The organism is Rhizobium sp. FY34 (assembly GCF_005222845.1).
Lineage (GTDB): Bacteria > Pseudomonadota > Alphaproteobacteria > Rhizobiales > Rhizobiaceae > Neorhizobium.
Genome location: NZ_STFZ01000014.1, coordinates 96153 through 117958 on the forward strand (window position 1 = coordinate 96153; position 21806 = coordinate 117958).

21 protein-coding genes are annotated in these 21806 nt (G+C 61.2%); 6 read left to right on the forward strand and 15 right to left on the reverse strand.

What is annotated here, in order from left to right; translation table 11 throughout:
• Positions 1-114: 114 nt before the first annotated feature.
• From E8M77_RS11360 to E8M77_RS11370, 3 genes are all read right to left on the reverse strand, one after another.
• Positions 115-1008 (reverse strand): sugar ABC transporter permease, encoded by an 894-nt coding sequence (locus E8M77_RS11360; RefSeq protein WP_137130753.1) that lies wholly within the window; start codon positions 1006-1008, stop codon positions 115-117.
• A 76-nt stretch (positions 1009-1084) separates the two neighbouring features.
• A complete protein-coding gene (locus E8M77_RS11365) occupies positions 1085-2368 on the reverse strand; it encodes an extracellular solute-binding protein (protein WP_137130754.1) in 1284 nt (427 codons plus the stop codon).
• 114 nt (positions 2369-2482) lie between these two features.
• On the reverse strand, positions 2483-3601 hold the full coding sequence (locus tag E8M77_RS11370; protein ID WP_137130755.1) for a glycoside hydrolase family 88 protein: 1119 nt from the start codon (positions 3599-3601) through the stop codon (positions 2483-2485).
• A 209-nt stretch (positions 3602-3810) separates the two neighbouring features.
• Between E8M77_RS11370 and kdgR the strand changes: the two genes are divergently transcribed.
• Entirely contained in the window at positions 3811-4659 is an 849-nt protein-coding gene (kdgR, locus tag E8M77_RS11375) for a DNA-binding transcriptional regulator KdgR (RefSeq protein WP_137130756.1), read from the forward strand.
• Positions 4660-4989: 330 nt separating this feature from the next.
• Here kdgR and E8M77_RS11380 read toward each other — a convergent pair whose 3' ends face one another.
• The 3 genes from E8M77_RS11380 to E8M77_RS11390 form a co-directional block, all read right to left on the reverse strand.
• On the reverse strand, positions 4990-5742 hold the full coding sequence (locus tag E8M77_RS11380; RefSeq protein ID WP_246659227.1) for an isochorismatase family cysteine hydrolase: 753 nt from the start codon (positions 5740-5742) through the stop codon (positions 4990-4992).
• A gap of 170 nt (positions 5743-5912) precedes the next feature.
• A complete protein-coding gene (locus E8M77_RS11385) occupies positions 5913-7280 on the reverse strand; it encodes an ATP-binding protein (protein ID WP_137130757.1) in 1368 nt (455 codons plus the stop codon).
• Positions 7277-7936, reverse strand: a complete 660-nt coding sequence (locus E8M77_RS11390) for a response regulator transcription factor (RefSeq protein ID WP_137130758.1) — start codon at positions 7934-7936, stop codon at positions 7277-7279. Before E8M77_RS11390 ends, E8M77_RS11385 begins: the two co-directional genes overlap by 4 nt.
• A gap of 151 nt (positions 7937-8087) precedes the next feature.
• Here E8M77_RS11390 and E8M77_RS11395 point away from each other — a divergent pair, with 151 nt between their 5' ends.
• The 5 genes from E8M77_RS11395 (at position 8088) to E8M77_RS11415 (ending at position 12371) form a co-directional block, all read left to right on the forward strand.
• Positions 8088-8357 (forward strand): PepSY domain-containing protein, encoded by a 270-nt coding sequence (locus E8M77_RS11395; RefSeq protein ID WP_137130759.1) that lies wholly within the window; start codon positions 8088-8090, stop codon positions 8355-8357.
• 62 nt (positions 8358-8419) lie between these two features.
• Positions 8420-8734 carry a hypothetical protein gene (locus tag E8M77_RS11400; protein WP_137130760.1) on the forward strand — a complete coding sequence of 105 codons (315 nt, stop codon included), beginning with the start codon at positions 8420-8422 and terminating at the stop codon, positions 8732-8734.
• A gap of 27 nt (positions 8735-8761) precedes the next feature.
• The gene (locus E8M77_RS11405) at positions 8762-9232 is read left to right on the forward strand and encodes a DUF2271 domain-containing protein (protein WP_137130761.1); all 471 of its coding nucleotides are present in this window, start codon (positions 8762-8764) and stop codon (positions 9230-9232) included.
• Between the two features lie 18 nt (positions 9233-9250).
• Complete coding sequence (locus E8M77_RS11410; protein WP_137130762.1) at positions 9251-11449, forward strand: PepSY domain-containing protein; 2199 nt, start codon at positions 9251-9253, stop codon at positions 11447-11449.
• Positions 11430-12371, forward strand: coding sequence for an FAD:protein FMN transferase (locus E8M77_RS11415; RefSeq protein ID WP_137130763.1), 942 nt, complete (start codon positions 11430-11432; stop codon positions 12369-12371). The genes E8M77_RS11410 and E8M77_RS11415 overlap by 20 nt, the downstream gene beginning before the upstream one ends.
• A 21-nt stretch (positions 12372-12392) precedes the next feature.
• Here E8M77_RS11415 and E8M77_RS11420 read toward each other — a convergent pair whose 3' ends face one another.
• The 9 genes from E8M77_RS11420 to E8M77_RS11460 form a co-directional block, all read right to left on the reverse strand.
• Entirely contained in the window at positions 12393-13958 is a 1566-nt protein-coding gene (locus tag E8M77_RS11420; protein WP_137130764.1) for an amidohydrolase family protein, read from the reverse strand.
• On the reverse strand, positions 13955-15001 hold the full coding sequence (locus E8M77_RS11425; protein ID WP_246659228.1) for a questin oxidase family protein: 1047 nt from the start codon (positions 14999-15001) through the stop codon (positions 13955-13957). Before E8M77_RS11425 ends, E8M77_RS11420 begins: the two co-directional genes overlap by 4 nt.
• Positions 14998-15483, reverse strand: coding sequence for a nucleoside deaminase (locus E8M77_RS11430; RefSeq protein WP_137130765.1), 486 nt, complete (start codon positions 15481-15483; stop codon positions 14998-15000). The genes E8M77_RS11425 and E8M77_RS11430 overlap by 4 nt, the downstream gene beginning before the upstream one ends.
• Before the next feature lie 49 nt (positions 15484-15532).
• Entirely contained in the window at positions 15533-16351 is an 819-nt protein-coding gene (locus E8M77_RS11435) for a creatininase family protein (protein ID WP_137130766.1), read from the reverse strand.
• A complete protein-coding gene (locus E8M77_RS11440) occupies positions 16348-17841 on the reverse strand; it encodes an NAD(P)/FAD-dependent oxidoreductase (protein WP_137130767.1) in 1494 nt (497 codons plus the stop codon). The genes E8M77_RS11435 and E8M77_RS11440 overlap by 4 nt, the downstream gene beginning before the upstream one ends.
• Positions 17834-18637, reverse strand: coding sequence for an ABC transporter permease (locus E8M77_RS11445; RefSeq protein WP_137130768.1), 804 nt, complete (start codon positions 18635-18637; stop codon positions 17834-17836). Before E8M77_RS11445 ends, E8M77_RS11440 begins: the two co-directional genes overlap by 8 nt.
• Entirely contained in the window at positions 18634-19512 is an 879-nt protein-coding gene (locus E8M77_RS11450; protein WP_137130769.1) for an ABC transporter permease, read from the reverse strand. Before E8M77_RS11450 ends, E8M77_RS11445 begins: the two co-directional genes overlap by 4 nt.
• Positions 19509-20594, reverse strand: coding sequence for an ABC transporter ATP-binding protein (locus E8M77_RS11455; RefSeq protein WP_137130770.1), 1086 nt, complete (start codon positions 20592-20594; stop codon positions 19509-19511). The genes E8M77_RS11450 and E8M77_RS11455 overlap by 4 nt, the downstream gene beginning before the upstream one ends.
• Before the next feature lie 104 nt (positions 20595-20698).
• The gene (locus E8M77_RS11460; RefSeq protein WP_246659229.1) at positions 20699-21781 is read right to left on the reverse strand and encodes an extracellular solute-binding protein; all 1083 of its coding nucleotides are present in this window, start codon (positions 21779-21781) and stop codon (positions 20699-20701) included.
• Positions 21782-21806: the final 25 nt, after the last annotated feature.

The following is a 21806-nucleotide window of genomic DNA, read 5'->3' on the forward strand; positions in this document are numbered from 1 at the left end:
GTGATCAGGAAGAGATGCTTCAGGATCCGCCCGTTGCGTTCGCGCCTGTCGCGCTTCAGCCGCATCTCGTGTGCGACCCGTGCGGCTTCGTCCATCTGAAGGACGAGCTCCAGATCAGTCGCGCTCGTTTTCATAATGCACCCAGTATTTGGAAGTGAAGAAGGCAATGGCCGTGAACACTGCAATGATGATCAGGAGAACCCAGGCGAGCGCCGAGGCATAGCCCATGCGGAAGAACTTGAAGGCCTCGTTGAACAGATAGACCGTGTAGAACAGGAGACTGTCTGCCGGTGCGCCGGTGCCGTTCGAAATGATGAAGGCGCTGGAGAAGGTCTTGAAGGATTCAATCGTCTGCAGCACGAGATTGAAGAAGATGACCGGTGCCAGAAGCGGCAGCGTGATGCGGGTGAACTGGCGCCAGCGCGGCGTGCCATCGATCTCGGCTGCCTCGTAGAGATCCCGCGGAATGCCGCGCAGGCCGGCCAGAAAGATCAGCATCGGCGAGCCGAACTGCCACATGGCAAGGATCACCAGCGTATAGAGCGAGGTATCCGGATTGGTGATCCAGGAAATGCCCTGAATGCCGAAATAGGCCAGCACCTGGTTGACCACGCCATTGGCTTCAAACAGCTGGCGCCACAGAATGGCAATGGCGATCGATGCGCCCAAGAGCGAAGGCAGATAGAAGATGGCGCGGTAAAGCCCGATGGTGCGCAGACCCTTGTCGAGCAGCATGGCCACGCCAAGCGCCATGATGAGGCGGGCCGGAACGGCGAGCGCCACATAGGTAAATGTCACCTCCAACGCCTTCCAGAAACGCCGGTCGCGGGTGAACATATAGCTGTAATTGTCAAACCCCACCCAGCGTGGCGCGCTCACCATGTCATAGCGGGTAAACGACAGGTAGAGCGAGGCAAGGATCGGCCCCAGCGCCAGGAGGAAAAACCCGAGCAGCCACGGCGACAGGAAAATATAGGCCGGCGCGTTGCGGGCAAGAAACCGTCTCATCAGCAGGACCTTAGATTGCACGAATAAGGAGTTCCGGACCAGCCATGGGCGGCCCGGAACCCGTTTGACTGAAGGCTCAGAGCGCCCGCTCGACGATGGCTTGCGCATCCCCGACAAAGGTTGCCGCGGCATCCTTGGCGCTGGCGCGGTCCAGCACCACATCTGTGCCAATGCGCATGAAGGCATCACGCACTTCGCCGGCACCCTTGGGTGCTGGCAGGGGCAGGGGGCCGACCTTGCTGGCAATCGCGTTGAAATAGGCGACCGACACTTTTTCGACCTCGTTGAGGCCGGGCGCCAGTTGCTCGCGCACCTTGGCGGAAGCCGGGATACCGCGCTCCAGCCCGAGGATCTTGGTGATTGCCGGATCGGTCACCCAGGCGTTCATATAGGCAATCGCCGCATCGACATCCTTGGCATCGCGCGACAGCGACATGAACATTGACGGCTTGATGAACTGGCCGGGCTGTCCACCCTTCTTGTGCGGCACCATGGCAGCGCCGATCTTGTCCTTGGCAGCCGCCTGGATGCCGACCAGCTGGTTCGACCAGTAATGTGACATGGCGGTATCGCCAACTGCGACGCCGGATTCGACGATCGGGATATCCAGGATGACGGTCTTGTCCTTGGAGCGCACCACGTCCTTCTTGCGAAGATCGGCCCAGAACTGCCAGTAGCTCGCCACATCCTCGACAGTGGCGGCGACCTTGCCGTCCTTGTCATAGAATTCGCGGCCGTTCTGGCGCACCCAGGATTCAAACACTTCGATCATCAGCGAAAGGTCGTCGGAGCCCTTCACCTTGCCGCCGGTCTTCGACGTGATGGTTTCGCAGGATTTGGCGAAATCGTCCCAGGTCCAGTTGATCAGGTCGGTATCGATGCCGGCTTCCTTGAACACCCGCGTATTGTGCACGATGACCTGGCTGTTGGAGCCGATGTTGAGCGCATAGAGCTTGCCATCCACCCGGCCGCCATCGATCGGCCCCTTGTCGAAATCGGCGATCATCAGGGACTTGCCGACATATTCGTCGAGCGGCTTCAAGGCGCCGCGACGCACATATTCAAACAGGAAGCGGTAATCCATCTGCACCAGATCGGCCATGTTGCGGCCGGCCGTCTGGGTGGCCATCTTCGTCCAGTAATCACCCCAGCCGATGGTTTCGCCGGACACTTTGATATCGGTCTTGGCCTTCTGGAACGTATCGATCACGGCAAAGGTGCGCTTGTCGCGCTCCGGATTGCCCCACCAGTAATGCCGGATGCTGCGGGCCTGCGCCAGTGCCGGAACGCCGGCCAACGTCGATGCGGCAAGGCCTGCGCCCATAGTGCTCATAAGCCCGCGTCGTGTCATTTTCATCATGATGTTCCTCCTCCATCGAGTGGGCGCGTGGCGCCCTTTTGATTGTCGTCTGTCGTCTCGTCCATCCGGCCACTCCTCCTGGCCAAGACGTCCGCATGCGTGATTGCCGGGCGCTCAGATATAGGCGCGCAGCAATTCCGTGAGGCAAAGCATGGCCATCGCCTGCCCATAGGGCATGGAGGTGAGCTTGATCTGCCGGTAGAAATCGAGGTCATGGCCCATGGCGGTGCCGAAGGAGACCTCTTTCAGCTCGCCCTCTGGCGAAATCTTCTCCACGACGCCGCGCATGGCGCGCTCTGCCGTTTCCCGAAATTCAGGGCCGAGATAGCGTTTGCGCACGCCCTTCATCAGGCCATAGGCAAAGCCGGCGGTGGCCGAGGCTTCCAGATAGCTGTTCGGATCATCGATCAGCGTGTGCCAGAGGCCCGATGCATGCTGGTGCTCTTTGAGAGCGGCGGCCTGGCGGGCAAGCAGCGACACGAGATGCCGGCGCAGGAAATCCTCTTCGGGCAGATCGAGAAGCTCGATGAATTCGGGAATGGCAATGGTCAGCCAGCTATTGCCGCGGGCCCAGCGGGCGCGGGCGAAATTGTGGTTGCCGTCAAAGGTCCAGCCGTGGAACCAGAGACCGGTCTGCGTATCCATGAGATACTGGGCATGCACGATGAACTGGTATTTCGCCTCCTCGACATATTCCGGTCGATTGAGCACAAGGCCGATCTTGGCGAGCGGCAGCACGCTCATCATCAGCGTATCGTCCCACATCTGCTGGTCGTTGACGCTGTTGTAGACGATGTGCTGCAGGCCGCCTTCGCGGGTACGCGGCATTTCGTGCATCACCCATTCCGCCCAGGTTTCCAGATAGGGCAGGAAGCGCGGATCGCGGTTCATCTCATAGAGATGCGCGAGCGTCAGGAAAGGCGCGACAGTGTTGATATTCTTGGTCGGTGTGCCTTCCGCCAGGCGCTCATCGAACCAGGTGGTGATGATCTGCATGGCGGCCGGGTTGCCCGTCTGCTGCCAATACTTGAACAGGCCGTAAAGCCCGATGCCATGCGTCCATTCCCAGCCGGCCCAGCCCTTCGTATCGATCACCCGGCCATCGTCCAGGCGCAGCAGAAACTCGCCGCTCTCATCCTCAATGTTGACGAGGTTGTTCGTCAGCCGATCAATCAGCTCGCACACATCCGCACGCTGGATGAAATACTGTTTCTGCCTCAGCAGCGGATGCATACGTCAACTCCTCCCCAGTTGAAATATTTTCGGAACATCATTCCGGAAAATAAGAAATCATAGTCCACACCTCTTTTCAATGGCAAAATTTACGCTAGGCTCACGGATGTTGGATTGCATACAGGCGGTGAGGGGGCATCCGGTCGGTTGCTTGACAACAGCGCTCGTGCACTTCCAGAAAGCCATTCCGAAAAATGTAGAACGCGTCCATGTCCGACGGCCAGCTCAAATCAGACATTGCCAAATCCGATACTGCCAGATCCGAGTCTGCCAAATCTGAGACTGGCAAGACGGAGAATGTCGCAGCAGTCCTCAAGGTGTTTGCGGTCATGGAGGCATTGGTCGAGGATAAGCGCGTCAGCCTTGCCGACCTTGCGCAAAGGGCCATGACCTCCAAGACCACCGCGCACCGCCTGCTGCAGACAATGATGGAGCTTGGTTATGTGGAGCAGGATGCAGAGACCGAAAAATATGGACTGACGCTCAAGCTGTTCAGCCTTGGCGCCCGTTCGCTGAACGAGCAGGCGGATCTGCTGCGGGTGGCCGATCAGGCCATGGGGCGCCTGTCACGGGCAACGGGAGAATCCGTCAATCTCGGCATTCTCGATGATCGCGACCAGAAGGTCGTCTACATCCACAAATATGATTCCATCTTCAGCCTGTCGATGAAATCGACGCTTGGCCTGCGCAATCCGCTGCACAGCACCTCACTCGGCAAGGCGCTGCTGGCCTGGCGGGCGCCAGACGAGATCCGCGAACGGCTGGCAAAGATGGAGTTTCCAAAGCTTGCGCCGCGCACGATCACCGATCCGGACGTGTTTTTTGCCCAATTGCATGAGATCCAGGCGCAGGGCTTTGCCGAGGAGGTCGAGGAGAGCGAAGCTGGCGTGCGCTGCATGGCAACGCCGATCTTCAACCATCTGGGCCGGCCGATTGCGGCCATGTCGATTTCGTTTCCGCTGTTCCGCTTTGACGAGGCGCGCAAGGGCGAGTATGTGGCGCTTCTGACCGGTGCAGGCCGCTTTGCGTCCGAAACGCTCGGGCATCGCACCGCCTGACTGGCAGCGGGACCGGGGGAGATCAAACGCGGGGAATGTGACAATTCAATGTGAATTTACGAGATAATACATATTATGGAACATATAAACGGTTTGCTTGCTGTTGCATTTTAGGCCGAAACCGCATTTTCCACGACTGTGGAAAACTGGCGACGCTGCAGTTTGCCGTGTTGCATTGAAGCGAACCGATGGCATGGTTGCGTCCACTGAGGAAGGCGAGTCACCATGCCGATCATCAATATAGGAAATGCAGCCCTGCATCGATCTCATCAACGAGATAATCGCAGCAGCTCCAACGAGCCTTCAGCGGAATACCGCCCTCTGGATCGTTTAGGCGGACAAGAGGCTAACAACTTCGTCTGTCGGCCGCACGTCGCCAAAGCTCCGATAGATGCTGTGGAGCGTTGCGTTGTGGTCCTGATCTCGCCTGGCAGCCGTTCCGTCGGCGACGAAGATCACCCGGAAGCCGCTGGCATAGGCATCGCGTGCGGAAGACTCACAGCAGATGTTCGTCAAGGTTCCGGTGATGACGACCGTGTCGATTCCATTAGCTCGAAGGGCCGCAGGCAGGTTCGAAGAGCCAGGGAAAAATGCGCTATAGGCGGACTTCTCGAAATACAGGTCCTGTGTCTGCGGGGATAGGCCAGCCCACACTCTCTCCGAGATCGAACCAGCCCCGCCTGACGTCCGAAATACTTCTGCTACTTCTTCGCCAAAGAATTCCCGTGTAAGGTCTGGATGAGGTTGATCGGAACCGGGAACCACCCAAGCGACCGCGCCTCCAGCGGTGCGAAGAGCGTCTGCAAGACGAATGATGTTGGGCAATATCCCTCTGCAGTAGCCGCTTCCCCCGACGAAAAACGGCACCATATCGATCACAACCAGAGCCGTTCGACGTGGATCGACAACTTCATACGCATGGCGTCGCCCGCGCCTCTGCTCTTGACGGTCGTACTCCCGCTGCTCAATCAGCCAATTGTGAAGCTTTGGGCGCGGCCCTGTGGCCGTGGTTGCGATTGCGCTGCCCTGATCCGAACCCATCCTGTCGAATCCTCGTGTGATGCAACGATGATCATTGGCCATTGGGTCATCGTCAATGGCTCGCACCAGGATGTTCCAAAAGCAACAGAGGGGTGTTCTAGGAACCAGCTACAGGGCCTTTCCTGTTGCGCATCTTCTACGTCTATAAAGCAACAGACGGTTCAAAACGCAATTTAAGTCAGAGGCTTAGGCCTTTCATGACGTCCCGATGTTCAGGTAAGCGGCAGTCTGACCTGCACTTCGACGCCCTCATGGCTCAGCGGTCTCGGCGACGTGACATTCACCGTCATTCCGGTGCGCTCGGCGATGGTCTTGATGATCGACAGGCCAAGGCCACTGCCACCGATCTTGGTGCTGCCGCGCTCGAACCTCAGCATCAGCCGGGCCATGGCCTCGGCTGGCAGGATCGGCCCGTCATTGGCGATGCACAGAAGTCCATCCGGCTGGAGCACCGCGTCCACAAGCCCATCCTGCGCGCCGTGCTTCAGCGCATTTTCGATCAGATTGCGAAACAGAATACCAATGGCATCCGGATCGAGCTTGGAGAGAACCGGATCCTGCGGCAGGCTGAGCACGATCCTGCCTTCGCCGGCCCGGGTGAAATCCTGGACGATCATCTGGAGTACAGGCCGCACATCGGAAGGCTCGTCACTTTGCAGGCGTCCGCCTTCGGCGCGGGCGAGCTGCATCAGCTTTTCCGACATGCGCATCAGCCGCTTCAGCGTCGTCTCGATTTCGGTTGCCCGCTGGCCGGTCAGCGCGTCCGTGGTTTCGGAGCGAATGCGCTGCGCCTGGGCGATGGCGCCGGCGACAGGCGTGCGAAGCTCATGGGCGGCATTGGCGGCAAAGGCGCGCTCGGCGTTGAAGGCAGCCTTCAACCGGTCCAGCAACTGGTTGATGCCGGCGGAAATCGGTGAAAGCTCGCTCGGCAGGCTGTTTTCGGGCAAAGGCGAAAGATCCTGGGCACCGCGCCGGGCAAGTTCTTCCCGCAGCCCCCGCACAGGCCGCAAGGATCGGCGCACCACGAAAACGATGGCCAGCAGGCTGAGCGGGATGACGACGATCAGCGGCAGCAAAAGACCGAGCAGCATCTGGCGCGACAATTTCCGGCGGTGATTGAGCGGTTCAGCCACCGCAATCGTCAGCTTACCGTCGGCGGTTGCCCCGTAGTAGAGCTGGTGTGTTTGCGTTCGCACAAAGCCGCGCCGGACAAAGGGCGGAAAGATCGAAGCGTCCGCGCCTTTTGAGGACAGCAGAACTTTGCCGTCGCGATCGCGCAGGAGGAAGGTTACGTCTTCGCCATAGCGTGCATCGCGGCCGGTGCGTGTTTCGTCCTCACCACCCTCCTCTTCATCATCGCCGTTCTCGGTTTTGGTGCGATGGCTGTGGCCCTCCCGCAGGTCATGCCGGGCAATGGGGAGGATGCGCTGCGCCGTCGCCTTCAGCCCGTCATCGAAAACCTCTTCCATTTCGCCGCCAAGCCGATGTGCGGTGACGGCTGCTGCCGCCAGCCAGAGCAGCGTCACCGAAAGCCCAACCGCAAGCGCAAGGCGCGTCTGGAGCGAAAAACCGCTTATCATGCGCGCCCCAATCGATAGCCAAGCCCGCGTTCCGTCTCGATGACAGCGGCGCCGAGCTTCTTGCGCAGGCGGCTGACATGCACCTCGATCGCATTGCTATCGATGTCGGTATCGAAGGAATAGAGCCTCTCTTCCAGCTGCGCCTTGGAAAGCAGCTGGCCGGGACGCTGGAGGAAGGCCTCGAACAGCACCCATTCGCGTGCCGTCAGAATAACAGCCTTGCCGTTCAGCATGACGCTGCGTGCGGCCATATCGATGGTGAGGCCGCCAAGCGTGACCAGCGGGTTGGGATTGCCGGTATAGCGACGGGCAACCGAGCCGATACGGGCCGAAAGCTCGGCCAGATCGAAGGGTTTTATCATGTAATCGTCTGCGCCGGCATTCAGCCCTGAAATCCGGTCGGAGACCTGATCGAGCGCCGTCAGGATCATCACCGGCGTCACATCGCCGCGTCCGCGCAGGCTTTTCAGGAATGGAATGCCAAGGCCATCCGGCAGCATCAGATCAAGCAGCACCAGATCGTAGCCGGCAGCACCTAGCGCATCCCCTGCCCGATCCAGCCGCAGCACCCAATCGACGGAATGGCCGTCTGCTGCGATCTGGTCGCGAATGGCAGCCCCCAGCGCCGTGTCGTCTTCGATCAGCAGAACCCGCATCATTCTCCCCCGGCATCACCGCTTGGTGCGCCCGCCAGCTTATATCATCGAGACTTCGCCTTACGGGAACCTGAAGCAATACCGCACCGTTTGTAAGGTGGCTGTCAGCTTGCGCGACGATTCATGCTCTCAACAAACCGAGGAATAGATGATGAAGACCGGCCTCCTGCCACGCGTTGCCCTCGCCCTCATGGCCGCCACATCCGTTCAGGCACGTGATGATTGCGACATTGCAATCAGCGAGTGGCAACCGCGCGAAGCGGTGCGCGCCATGGCAGAAGATCGCGGTTGGCGGCTGAAGCGCATCAAGATCGAGGACGGCTGTTACGAAGTCTATGGCACAGACAAAGAGGGCCGCCGCTTCGAGGCGAAGATCGATCCCGCGACGCTTGAGGTCATCGAGATCGAGCAGCATCGCTGAGCTTCTTTGCTGATCACCCGCAAAACCCATCAACAAGATACCCCGAACAGGAGGGCATGCGCATGCGCTACCGCAAACATCTACTCGCCGCCACGGCCGGCACCGGTCTTCTCGTCGCCTTTGCCAGTCTCGCCATGCCGCTCGACACGCTGGAACCCAGTGCGGAGCACATCGTGCAACAGGTGCAGTATGACCGGCCGGATGGCGAGCATCACCGGAAAGGCGATCACCACAAGGCCTCCCCCGAAGCTGATGACGACGACGATGATGATGATCACGGCGGCAGACATGGTGGCGCCATGCCGCCGCAGAATGCCAGTCCGCCCGCCAATGGCTTGTTTGCGCCGGGTTCCAGACCAACCGTCCAGACGAATTAAGCTTGCCTACCCTTCAAGGAGAATGAAATGAAATCCCTTCTTGCCATGCTTGCTGTCACCACGGCGCTCACCCTCCCCGGCTTGGCCAATGCAGCCCAGGTTACGTTCACCACCACGCTCAGCAGCTATGGCGGCGATGGTGCCTATCTTGCCTATTACGTCACGGATGCGGCGGGTAAATATGCCGGAAGCTTGTGGATGGCGGGCGGCAAGAGCCGGTATTACCAGCATCTGAGCGGCTGGTACCGGGCGACTGCCGGCAATACCGCCGAGATCAACGGCATTACCGGTGCCAGCGTTGGCGCGGGTCGCTCGCTGAAGATCTCGCTCGATCTTGCCGATACGCTGTTTGATGCCGGCTATCAGTTGCATATCGATTCCGCCGTCGAAGACATGCGCGACAGCCCGAACGAGATCGTCGTACCGCTGACCTCGGCCGGTTCCGGCCATACGGTGAAGGGCACGCGCTATATCGCTGACTTCACCTATGCCCGTTAAGCCGGAAGGATATCTCTCATGATCCGGTCGCTCCACCGCTGGTTCGGGCTGATTGCCGCTGTGCTTTTGACCATCGTCGCGTTAAGCGGCATGGCTCTGTCGGTCTTTCCGGCCGCCGAAGCACTGACCCGACCGGCCGGGCAGGCCATCAGCGTTGCGCAACTGGCCGCCCGCGTCCAGGCGGCAGAACCTTCGGTGGAGCAGATCCGGCGGTCTCCATCAGGGCGCATTACGGCCTATTTTTTTAAAGCCGACCAGCCGGCCTCTGCCGTGATCGATCCTGCAACGGGCAAGCCCGCCGGCAGCGCCGATATCTCTGCCCTGCAACGCTGGCTCACTATCTTCCACCGGTCGTTGCTGCTGGATGATGCGGGTCGTCTGGTGACCGCAGGCGGTGCGGCGATTATGCTGCTTCTGTCCCTGTCCGGCCTTTTTCTGCTGGCGCGCCGAGCCGGCGGATGGCGGTTTCTGTTGCAGCCGATGCGCGGCACGGGCAAGGGCCGGCTGCATGCCGTCGTCTCGCGGCTTGCCCTGCCCGGCCTCCTCCTCTCGTCCTTGACGGCACTCTGGATGACCGCCGGAACCTTCGGCCTTTTGCCGGAAGGGGGTGCGGCACCTGCCTTTCCATCGCAGGTGAGCGGCCAGACAGGCGTGGTGCTATCGGCCATTCCCACGCTGCAAGCCATCCCGATGGATGACCTGCGCTCCTTGAGCTTTCCGGCATCGACCGATGCGACCGATGTCTTCACGCTGAAGACGTCCGCCGGCGAAGGCTATCTCGATCAGGGCACCGGCGCCCTTCTCGCCTGGAGCGATGCCGGCTGGATCGACAGTGCCTCCCATCTCGTCACCATGCTGCATACAGGCCAGGGCATTGCCTGGCTTGGCCTGCTGCTGGGCTTGTCTGCCCTTGGCGTGCCGGTGCTTGGCTGGAGCGGGCTCTCCGTCTGGCTTGCGGGCCGGCGCAGGGTCAAGACGGCGTCCGTGCCCGCCGGTGATGCCGATACGATCCTGCTCGTTGCCAGCGAAGGCGGCACGACATACGGTTTCGCTGCCACGCTGCAAGCGGCACTGACTGCACAGAACCTTCGCGTGCATGTGGCACCGATGACAGGCTTTGATGCCGATCGCTGGCCGAAGGCAAAGCGGATCATCCTGTTGGCCGCCACCTATGGCGATGGCGCAGCGCCGACTGTGGCGCATGGCTTTCTCGATGCGTTCAAGCGATCTCAGGCAAAACCCGGCCTGTCGCTTGCCGTGCTCGGCTTTGGCGATCGCAGTTTCCCGGCCTTTTGCGGGTTTGCCGTAGATATCGCGCAGGTTGCGGACAAAAATGGCTGGGCACAACTCCTGCCGTTCGACACGGTAGACCGCCAGTCGCCGCAGGATTTCAGCCGCTTCGGCCACAATCTGGCGCAAGAGCTCGGCCTCGATTTCGAACTGAACCATCAAAGCGCCGCGCCGAAGACGTCGCAATTCACGCTGATCTCGCGCCGTGACTATGGTGCGGACGTGCAGGCCATGACGGCGATCCTGCGGTTCAGCCTGCCGAAGCGCTCGCTTTGCCAAAGCATTCTGGGCATGGGCATTCCGCGCTTTGAAGCCGGAGACCTGATCGGCATCATCCCTGAGGGTTCTGACCTGCCGCGCTTTTACTCCCTGGCATCCGGCAGCTCGGACGGCTTTCTGGAAATCTGCGTGCGCCGGCAGGCCGGAGGCCTCTGTTCCAGCCAGTTGACGGGCATGGAACCTGGCGAGACGATGACAGGTTTCCTGCGCTCCAACCCAAGCTTTCGCCCGGCACAGAACGCCAACCCGGTCGTTCTGATCGGCGCTGGCACCGGTATCGGGCCGCTTGCCGGCTTTGCGCGCGCCAATAGCAAGGGGCGGCCCATGCATCTGTACTTCGGCACCCGCCACCCGGATAGCGACGCGCTCTATGCCGAGGAATTGTCGCGCTGGCAGGCTGACGGTCATCTGTCGTCCGTTTCCACCGCCTATTCGCGCACAGCCACGCCCGCCTATGTGCAGGATATCCTGCGCAAGGATGGCGCACGTCTCTGCAAGCTGATGGCCGAAGGCGGGCAGATCCTCGTCTGCGGTGGCAGGGAGATGGCCGCCGGCGTTGCGGCGGCACTCGCCGATTGCCTGGCTCCGCAGGGCTTCAGCCTTGCCACATTGAAGGCGGAGGGCCGTTATGCGGAAGATGTGTACTGACAAGACGCGCCATGCGCTGAATGGTCCGACCATGGGCACGCGCTGGTCGGCGCTGTTTCACGCTGACGCGGGCTTCGATGTCATGCCCGTTGAGACGGCGATGGCGAAGGCGGTGACCGAGGTGGATGCGCAGATGTCCAGCTGGAAACCGGACAGCGATCTCAACCGCCTGAATGACGCAAGGCCGGGCGATTGGATCGCGCTGCCGGATCGGTTGCTCGGTGTTCTCGCTGCAGGGCTTGCCATTGGAGCGGCGTCAAATGGCGCCTTTGATATCGGCATGGGCGATGCGGTTGCCGCCTGGGGTTTTGGTCCTGAAACGGCCGATGAGGCACGCATCAGAGCCGCGCGCCTTGCAAGCCGCAGGCCCGCCCATAATGTTTTGGAAATCGATCAGGCGAGTGGACGGGCTCGAAAACATGCCGATCTGCGCCTTGATCTCAACGGTATCGCCAAGGGCTATGGCGTTGACCGGCTGACGGACGTGGCGCGCGCGCACGGCATCACTGCCGGCCTGTTTGCCATCGATGGCGAATTGCGGGCGCTGGGCACCCAACCGGATGGACGGGCCTGGACCGTTGCCGTCGAGGTTCCGGCATTCGATGCGCGCGCGCCGCATTCCATGATCGAACTTTGCGATGCAGCTGTTGCCACCTCGGGCGACTACCGCCACTGGATCGATGTTGGCGGCCGTCGGTTGTCGCATACGATGGACCCGCGCCTTGGAATGCCGCTTGCCCAGTCGCCAGCCTCCGTCACCGTCATTGCCCGCGATTGCATGAGTGCTGACGCATGGGCAACGGCAATGATGGTTCTGGGCGAGGCGCGTGGCCTGCCGCTTGCCGAAAAACTCGGCCTATCGGTGCTGTTCCTTTATCATCAGCCGGAAAGGCGGGGCGGATGTGGTGTATTCGCCGCCTGACGCCTATCTCTTGGCCATGCGTCACTGATCTGCCATCGCATTATAGCGATAGCTTCGGTATCCGGCAGCGAACCCCGTCTGGCGCAGGCTTGCCTCCAGATAGGGCATGAGGCTTTCCACCATCTGGCGCGCCGTGCTTTCGTCTGGCGTATCCGGCCTTGAGAGAGTGCTTGCGATCTCCGCCATCACCGCGTCGCGGTCGATTGTCGTGACGCGCCCGCCATCGACCACCAGCCTTCCGCCGACGAAGACCTGCTCGATGGCATGGCGCCCGCCGCGATGCAGCAGCGCTTCCACCGGCGGCGTGCGCGGATCGATGGCCGGACGCGCCAGCCGGTCCTTGTCCATCAGCACGATATCGGCCTGAAAGCCGGGCTCCAGCCGCCCGGTAAAGCCGCCGAAGCCGACGGAGGCAGCGCCATGTTCTGTTGCCATTTGTAGCACGGCACCGGCATCCGGCCTTTCGTTGAACAGCCTGGTTTCCCGGTGCAACGCCCAGACGAGCTTCATTTCCAGCGTCATGTCGCGGTCATCGGCAATGTTTGACTGGTCGATGCCGAGAGCCACGGGAATGCCACGCCTTCGCATCTCGTTGACCGGCGCAATGCCGCTGCCGAGCCGCAGGCCCGAGGAGGCATTGTGGCAGATCATGCAGCCGCAGGAGGCGATGATGTCGAGATCCTCGCGGCTCATCCAGTTGCCATGTCCGAGCGTCACATTGGCATCCAGGCATTGCAGCTTTTGCAAATGCTGTACGGCGCTTCGGCCATAGGTCTGCCGGGAATAGGCCGCCTGCCGTTCGGTTTCCAGCAGATGCATGTGGACATTGCCGCCTTCGGCCTTGGCTGTTTCAAAGATTGTCTGCAAGGCCTCGTCGCTGCACCAGTGGAGGTTTGCGGGCGCAAGGTTCATGCGGATATGCTGCGGATTGTCGGGCAGGAATTTTGCGCGCATGTCCCGGTAAAATTCCATCAGCCGGGGCACCGGCACGGCACCACTTGCCAGTTGCGGCGCAAGCCAGTCGCGAAGCGGCGCGGGCAGACGGCCCAGCATTTCGGCATCCGGCTCATAGGAGAGGATATTGCGGTCGCGGATCATGAAGCAATAGCCCATGCGCATGCCGATCTCGCCATAGGCGCCGATCGTATCCTCTGCCATCTGCATCCAGCTTTCCGGCGCGCCGGCAAAGCCGCTATGGATATGCTGTACGGTGGTTGTGCCACTTTCCAGCATTTCGATGGCCGAATAGAGCGTATCCAGCCGCTGGTTGATGCGGCGCATGGCGCGAAACTGCGGCAGCCACAGTTCCAGCGGCGCAAAGGCAATGCCCTGCATCAGCGGCGTGACGCCGAAATGATGGTGCGCATTGACAAGCCCCGGCATGGCGATCATCCGGCGCGAGCCAAAGTGCTGCAGATGATCATTGCCGTAGCCAACGGCCTCCATCGGGCCGATCTGCGCAATCATGCCCTTTTCGACGCGGATGCCGACATCATGGCGCATGCCCATCACGCCATTCGGGCCGATGCCGGTCAGAACGGTGCCGGCTTCGATGATGCAATCTGCAACGGGAATGGGTTTTGTCATGTCCGGTAGTCTCCGACGAGGCCAAGGCGCCGTGCCGCCGCCACGCGATAGAGCGGATCGGCATAGACCTTCATCTCTTCGCTGGCCGAATAGGCTAGGCTGATATCGTGTTCGTCATAGCTTGCCGCGGCAGCCGCATGAATGCTCTGCCAGTCCGGCGCTTCAAGCGCGCGCCAGCGGGATATGTCCTCTTCCGGCGGCAGGGTCGGAAAATCGAGTTCGCGCATCAGGCTGGCAATCGCCTGCCAGAAGACACGCAACAGCGTGTCATAGGTCTGCCGGTCGCAGAAGGGTTCCAGCAGGCGGATCCAGTGCAGGCCCGTGACTACATGCAGGGCGGCAAAATGCTGGGTTGCGGTAAACAGGCGGATGGCAACGCCGGCCATCTTCTCCATCGTGTCTGGCCCAATCGCCAACCAGTCCACCACCGGTTCAAATTCGGGCAGCGCGCAGGCATCGCGCATGTTCTGCCACAAAAGATCGTGCAGCGTCAGATCATGCATGGGGGCAATCAGCGTCACGCGAGAAAGCACCTCGGCGGGATCGTCTGTGACCGGGTCAGCACCGGTTGCCGGCGGCAGCGCCAGAAAAGTTGCCGCCCAATAGGCAAGAGCGATGGCGGTATCGCTTTCACTCTGTCGCAGCACGCCATAGGCGGTGCGCATCAGCGCATGGAAGGCGCTGGCCGCAACGCCGGGTGCCAGTTCCGGCAGATAGAGCCGAAGCGCATCGTCCATGCCAAGCCGCGCCACTTCGCCGGTAAAGAAGATCCGAAGATCCGGTTCACGCGCCCTCTCGCCCAGTACGGTGCGCCAGGTCTCAGCGTCAAGCGCCATGGCTGTCTCGGCAAAGGGCAGAAGCTTCTTGGAACTGCGGTAATGATCGAAAAACCGACGCATCTGGATCGGCGTGCCGCCGATTTCGGCAAGCGCACAGAGCACCATCGGCGCGTGATTGGCAAAGGTGCGGGTAAATTCCGATCCCCAGGCCGGCATTTCGGCAAGGATGGCCTCCACCTCGGCGGCTTTTGCGTGCGCCATCATGGCTGGTCCTCCCGTGCCCAGGCTTCAACATGGACGGCGGCTGCCTCGTCTTCCAGAAGCGGGCCTTCGACGGCAATTGCCTTCTGGCCTGCGGCAAACACGGCGCGACAGGGCATGTCCATGGTCGGGTTGTCCGGATGGTCGCCGGTCATGGCCTTCAGCCGCTTTTCAGACAGGCCATAGACAAGGCGACCGATGCCGGTCCAGTACAGGGCGCCGGCGCACATGGCGCAGGGCTCGGCGGAACTCACCATGGTGCATTGGGCGAGAAATGGTTCGCGGAATCGGCGGGAAGCCTCCGTCGCCAGCAGTCTTTCGGCATGGCCGGTGGCATCGAGATCCGGATAATAGCCGTTTTCCATCTCCAGCAGGATTTCACCATCCGGCCCGGCCAGCAGCGCACCAAAGGGCATATTGCCATGTGTGCGGGCATTGCGGGCAATTTCGAAGGTCCGGCGCAAAAGGGTCTCGGTGCTGCTCATCCTGCATATCCTCCTTCAGACAGAGTGGTCTTGCGCATGGTCCCTCCCCTCACGCCGTGCTTGAAAAACGCGTATGCGGCACCAGTTGCGCAAGGTCGAAGGCCTGCGTTGCCGTGATCAGCCGGTTGAGGCCTTCGGCAGCGCGTGTGAGCACGATATCGCCCTTGTCCGCCGTGGCGTTCGCGGCATTGCCGCACACGCCTGCGGGATGCAGGTCCTGCGCCTGCCAGCCAAAGCCGACAGCCCCTTCTGCCGTCAGCATGCTGCCGGCCTTGGCGATCGAAACCGTCAGCGGCACGAAATCCTCGGCTTTGTGCATGGCGACGCGCTCCGGCGAAAACGCCAGCATCATGCTCGTTTCGATATCACCGCCATGGATGCCGTGCTCGATTTCTTCGGCTGAAAAGAGATCATCCACCGGGGCAATGCGGAACCAGGAGCAGGAGACCGCCAGCATGCCAAGCTCGATGCGGATATCCCGGCAGGTGATGTCCATCAGGGCCATCTGCCCGCCATGCGAATTGAACAGGATGAGCTTGCGCACGCCAGCGCGATGAACGCTGCGGGCAAGATCCAGCCAGACCTGCCGCAATGTTTCGCCAGACAGCGCCAGCGTGCCGGGAAAAGCGATATGCTCATCGGATTTTCCAACCACCATCGGCGGCAGGAACAGCACATCGGCATCCGGGGTCAGACGGTCAACCGTGCGCCTGATGATTTCGGCATTGATGGCGGCATCGACGCTCACCGGCAGATGCGGGCCATGCTGCTCTATTGCAGCCACCGGCAGCACCGCCACTGTCTGCGACAGGTCACGCGTGGCAAAGGCTTCCGTTGAATGGTCTGCCCAATAAAGGGATGCCGTCATGATGCTTTTTCCATCAGTCCGGGGATGGTCTCTGCTCCGTGAAGAGCGCGCATGGTCTGCTCGAAATCATCGCTGACCGGCAGATCCTGCGAGGAGAAGCCTTGAAGGCCGGCCAGGACACCCTGTTCCTGATCGAGCAGAAGACGCCGCTCGATGCCGCGCACCACTTTTGGCAGCGCATAACGATGGCCGCTGATCGAGGTGGAATGCGGACCGTGGCTGACAAAGCTTGCACTGTTGAAGGCAAAGACTCGGCTGACCCAGGCATCTGACGGATCTTTCGGCAGGAAGGCATAATGGGCATCGAGATAGGGCAGTTGCGCAAGCCGCGTATCGGCCTCGTCAACTGGCGGCGTGAAGCGCTCGCTCCAGAGCGCCACTTTCGGCGCAAGCGTCAAGAGTTCGGGGCGTGCCGAGAGATCGACATCCATGCCGGTGGCGAGCAGCAGGTGATCGAAGGTGAGCGTGCCATCCGGTGTTGTGACCGAAATCGCGCCCTGTTCCTGGCGGACGTCCAGCCACGGTGTGGCCGGCCGCAGGCGAAAGCCGGCAAGCGAAAGCGCCGTCTCAAAGGCGCGCACCGGTGGCGGCTGGTCTGCCTTTCGGAAGAACCGTGCCACCTGCCAGCGCGTCGCATCGGACAATTCGGCAAACTGGCTGAGCAGCGGCGGCGCTTCCAGCGCCCGGTGCGGATTGGTGCGCGGCAGTTTTTCCCGACGGAAGCAAAGATCGACTGAGGCCGCACCGTGGTTCAGTGCGACAATGGCATTGTCGAAGGCGGAAGCGCCATGGCCAAGAATGCCGATGCGTTTGCCTTTCAGCCGATTGAAATCCACCGCGCCATTGGTGTGGTCATAGCGGTCCGGCGGCAGATTGTCGGAGATGAAGCGCGGCACGCGCCAGCCACCGGCGCCATCAAAACCGGTTGCCAGAACCACGGCGCGGGCCAACTGGCGCTCGATGATGCCATGCCGCACGGTGGTCACCGCTATCAGCGCGCCTTCGTGCGAGACATCCGTGACCGTCGTGTCATTGGTGATCGCAAGCTCGAACACCTCGGCATACCAGTCGAGATAGGCTTTCCAGTCCGTGCGTGGAATGCGCCCCAGCGCCTCCCAGGCATCAAGCCCGTAACGGGTTTCGAACCAGCGGCGCACCGAGAGATTGGCGACATTGAACTCGTTGCCGACCGCCGTCTTTGGCGTACGCAATTCCTCCATGCGGGCAAATGTCGTCCAGGGGCCTTCGCGACCGGCCGGCGCGCTGTCGAAAAGGCGCACATCCTTCAGACCATCCCATTGCAGCGCAGCCGCAATGGTGATGGCGGACTGGCCACCCCCGACGATTGCCACGTCGCAGACGGGAGTGCCGGTGTCTGCCAGCGGCGAAAGCCATGGTGTTGCGGGATAGGCCAGTGCTGCCATATCGGCGCGGGCGGCATGTTTCAGCCGCAACAGGGCTTCGTGCGCATCGGGAAGAGGGTCAAGCATGGTCTTCTGGTCCTGCAAAAGTGTTGCGGTGCCGGGCGCGGCTTCGCCGATAGACCTCGCTTGCCACCACAATCAGGGCCGTCAGCAGAAGCACCACCACCTGCATGGCATTGAGATCCGGCTTCAGCTCGCGGCGAAATTGCGAGGCAACGATGAGGGAGAGCGGCTGCGTGCGGCCGGCGAGAAACATGGAAATGGTGAGATCGGCCAGCGACAGGATGACGCCGATGGAATAGGCCGCACCGATGGCGCCCTTCAGCTGCGGCAGCACGACCCGGCGAAATGTTTGCCAGGGCGTAGCGCCAAGATCACGCGCCGCATCCTCCAGCCGCTTGTCGAGGCGGATGACGGTGGCGGCAATGATGGTGGTGGCAAAGGGGATGGCAATCAGCGTCTGCGCGGCAATCAGCGCGCCGGGCCCACGGCCAAGCCCAACCCAGTTCATCAACATGGCCTGCGCAATCGACAGCACCGTCTTTGGCACCAGAAACGGCAGGACGATGAGAAAGATGAAAACGCCCCGGTAGGCAAGGCGTGGCGATGAGAGCGCCAGCGCAGCCAGCAGGCCGATCAGGGCGGCCAGAATGCCGACCGGCTGCGAAATCAGGAAGCTTGTCAGGAAGCCGTGGAGAAAGGCCGCATTGCCAAACAGATCCGCGTACCAGGACAGCGTGAAGCCGCTCAAAGGAAAGGCCATCAGGCTGGATGCATTGAAGGAAAACAGCGCCAGAACCAGGATCGGCAGGTAGAAGAAGCCGATGGCAAGCGTGAATGTCAGCGTCATGCCGCGCGTCATTTGAGACCTCCCTGCAGCACAGCCCGCGCACCTTTGAAGCGAAGCAGCAGAAAGCCGATGCTGCTTGCCGTGGCAAACAGCGTGATCAGCAGGCTGAGCGCCAGAACAGAGGCGAGCGGCCAGTCAAAGGCGGTGCCGAACAGGTTGTCGATCATCGCCATGGGCGTTGCACCGGATGTGCCGCCCAGCATGCTGGGCGTCAGCATGTCACCGGCAGACAGGGCAAAGACGGCGAGAAGCCCGACACCGAGCCCCGGTATGGTGAGCGGAAAGACGACCCTGGTGAAGGCCTCGAACGGGCGGGCGCCGAGATCGCGCGCCGCCTCGATCAGCCGCCGGTCGATCAGTTCCGCCGAGATCCAGATGGGTAAAACCATGAAGGGCAGCGTGTTGTAAAGCAGCACGAGATGGGTGGTAAACGGCGAAAACAGCAGGAGTTTCACCGGTTCATCGACAAGGCCTAAGCCCTCCAGCACCGCATTGATCAGGCCTTCCGAGCCCAGCACGACACGCCAGGCATAGATGCGCACGATTTCACCGGTATAAAGCGGCGTCAGCAGGAGGATCTGGGCAATACCCTTCCAGGCAATCGGCAGATTGGCAATCGACAGCGCCAGCGGATAGCCAAGAACAGCGGCGATGAGAGCGGTGATAAGGCCGGACAGAACCGCCTTGCCGATCAAAAAGGCAAAGACCGGGTTGGTCAGCATCTGCGCCCAGTTGGCGAGGGAAAAATCGGGCACCATTTCGAAGGCATCCATGTCCACCGTAAAGACGCTGAAGGCAATCAGCAGCAACAGCGGCAAGAGGCAGCCGAGGATCAGCACCAGCGCGACGGGCAGCGCCAGATGCGCGCGGTGGAGGGTGAGCCTCATGTGGCAATCCTCGTGATGAAGCTTGCAACCGGATCAAAGCCTATGGAGATCAGAGTGCCAGGCTCCGGTGGCCGGTTGCTCATCAGCCGCAGGGTGACACCGGCAATACCGGCTTCGATCATATAGCGGTCGCCCTTGAAGACGACATGCTCTACCTGCGCCGTCAGGATCATGCCGGAGCACCCATCGAGCTGCAGATGTTCCGGGCGCAGCACAAGGGCTGCGCGCCCGCCGGTCTGAAGACCCTCGATAGCCGGGGCCGTAATGGTGCCAAGCGGTGTGGCGATTGTGGCGTTACCCGGCGTGCAGGCCAGTACTTCGCCTTCCACCAGCGTTGCCGAACCGATGAAATCGGCCACGAACGAATCTGCCGGTCGCGCATAAAGGGTCACCGGATCGGCCTTCTGGGCGATCTTGCCCTTGTTCATCACCACGACGACATCCGACAGCGCGAAAGCCTCTTCCTGATCGTGAGTGACATAGACAAAGGCGATGCCAAGCCGGCGTTGCAGGTCTTTCAGCTCGATTTGCAGATGGCCGCGCATCTTGCGGTCAAGCGCCGACAGAGGCTCGTCAAGCAGCAGCAGATGCGGCTCGGCAATGATGGCGCGGGCAACGGCCACGCGCTGCTGCTGGCCGCCGGATAGCTGATGCGGATAGCGCGCGCCGAATTCGCCCATGTGGACCGCTTCCAGCGCCCGCTTGACGCGCGGGGCGGGATCTTGCGCGCCACGGCGAAGGGTGAGCGAAAAGGCGACATTTTCAAACACGGTCAGATGCGGAAACAGTGCATAGTTCTGGAAGACGGTGTTGACCGGTCGCCGCTCCGGCGGAACGCCGACAAGCGAGCGCCCGTCCAGGATCAGCGAACCGGCATCCGGCGTCTCGAACCCGCCGATCATGCGCAGGATCGTCGTCTTGCCGCAGCCGGAAGGGCCGAGAAAGGTGGTGAACGCGCGTTCGGGAATATCGAGATCGACACCATCGACGGCGCGGTTTCGACCATAGGATTTGACGAGACCGCGCGCCGATAAAAGCAGCGGCGAGGTTGCCGGGTTGCGGGAAACGGATTGATCGCTCATCGGCAGATCCGGGAGCGGACCGGCTCTTGCCGGTTGCCGCGCCCGTCCACAGATGGCGCCATGGCCGGGCATGAGTGCCCGGTCTGACCTTTGCATGTCATGCTTCAGCTCGCCTTGACTTCATTCCAGATCTTCAGCCAGTCGGAATAGTTCGGCGGTGCGACCGGCCACATGAAGGATTTCATCACGTCCATGTCGTCGATGAAGATGGTCGATTGTTCCTCGACGGAAAGCTTGTCACGGATGACCGACGAGGTCGTGGCATAGTGGCCGATCTTTGCCACGTCGGTGGAATAGGTCGGACCGAGCAGGTAATTGATGAATTTGTAGCCGACCTCTGCCTTTTCCGCGCTCAGTGTGGCCGGCATCGCAAAGCAGTCGCACCAGCCCATCACACCGGCCTTGGGTTTTGCCATGCCCATCGGCATCTTGCCCTGCAGCTCGTCAAACGGCACGCGCCAGGAGAAGGCGCAGGAGACTTCGCCGGTGGCAAACAGGTTGGTCAGGTCGCCGATGGTCTGCCAATAGGTGCGCAGCAGCGGCTTCTGGGTGATCAGCAGCTTCTTGGCTTCTGCCAGTTCCTTGGCGTCCATCACGAAGACCTTGTCGCGCGGTACGCCGAGAACCAGGCCGGCAATCGCGATGGATTCCAGCGCATAGTCGCGCATGGCAAGCTGGCCGGAATATTTCGCGTCAAACAGCGTTGTGTAATCCGGCTCCTTGTCGAACTTGTCCTTGCGGTAGACGATGGGGTTGAGGCCCCAGAGGTAAGGGATGGCAAAGGTCTTGCCGGCATCGTCCATCACCTTCGGCGTGGTCTTGAACACATCATACATCAGGCTGGCATTGGGGATCTTGGAAAGGTCGAGTTCTTTTAAGAGCCCCGCCTTGATATAGCGCCAGCTGCCGTTCAGCGACGGGTTGACCATGTCCCAATCGGCGGCGGCCCCGGTCTTCAGGGCGGCAAACTGCGCGTCTTCGCTGGAGAGGTAGGAAAGCTTGACCTTGACGCCGGCCTCCTTCTCGAAGCCTGTCACATATTCCGGATGGCCGTTGGAATCCCAGGTTGCCCAGACCATTTCAGAAACTGCGGCACGGGCTGCACCCGCATTCGAAAATACACCTGCAGCAGCACCCGCCGCCATTGTCGCCAGCACTTCGCGCCGTGTGATACCTGTCCGTTTCATGGAGCCCCATCCGGTTCTTTGTTGC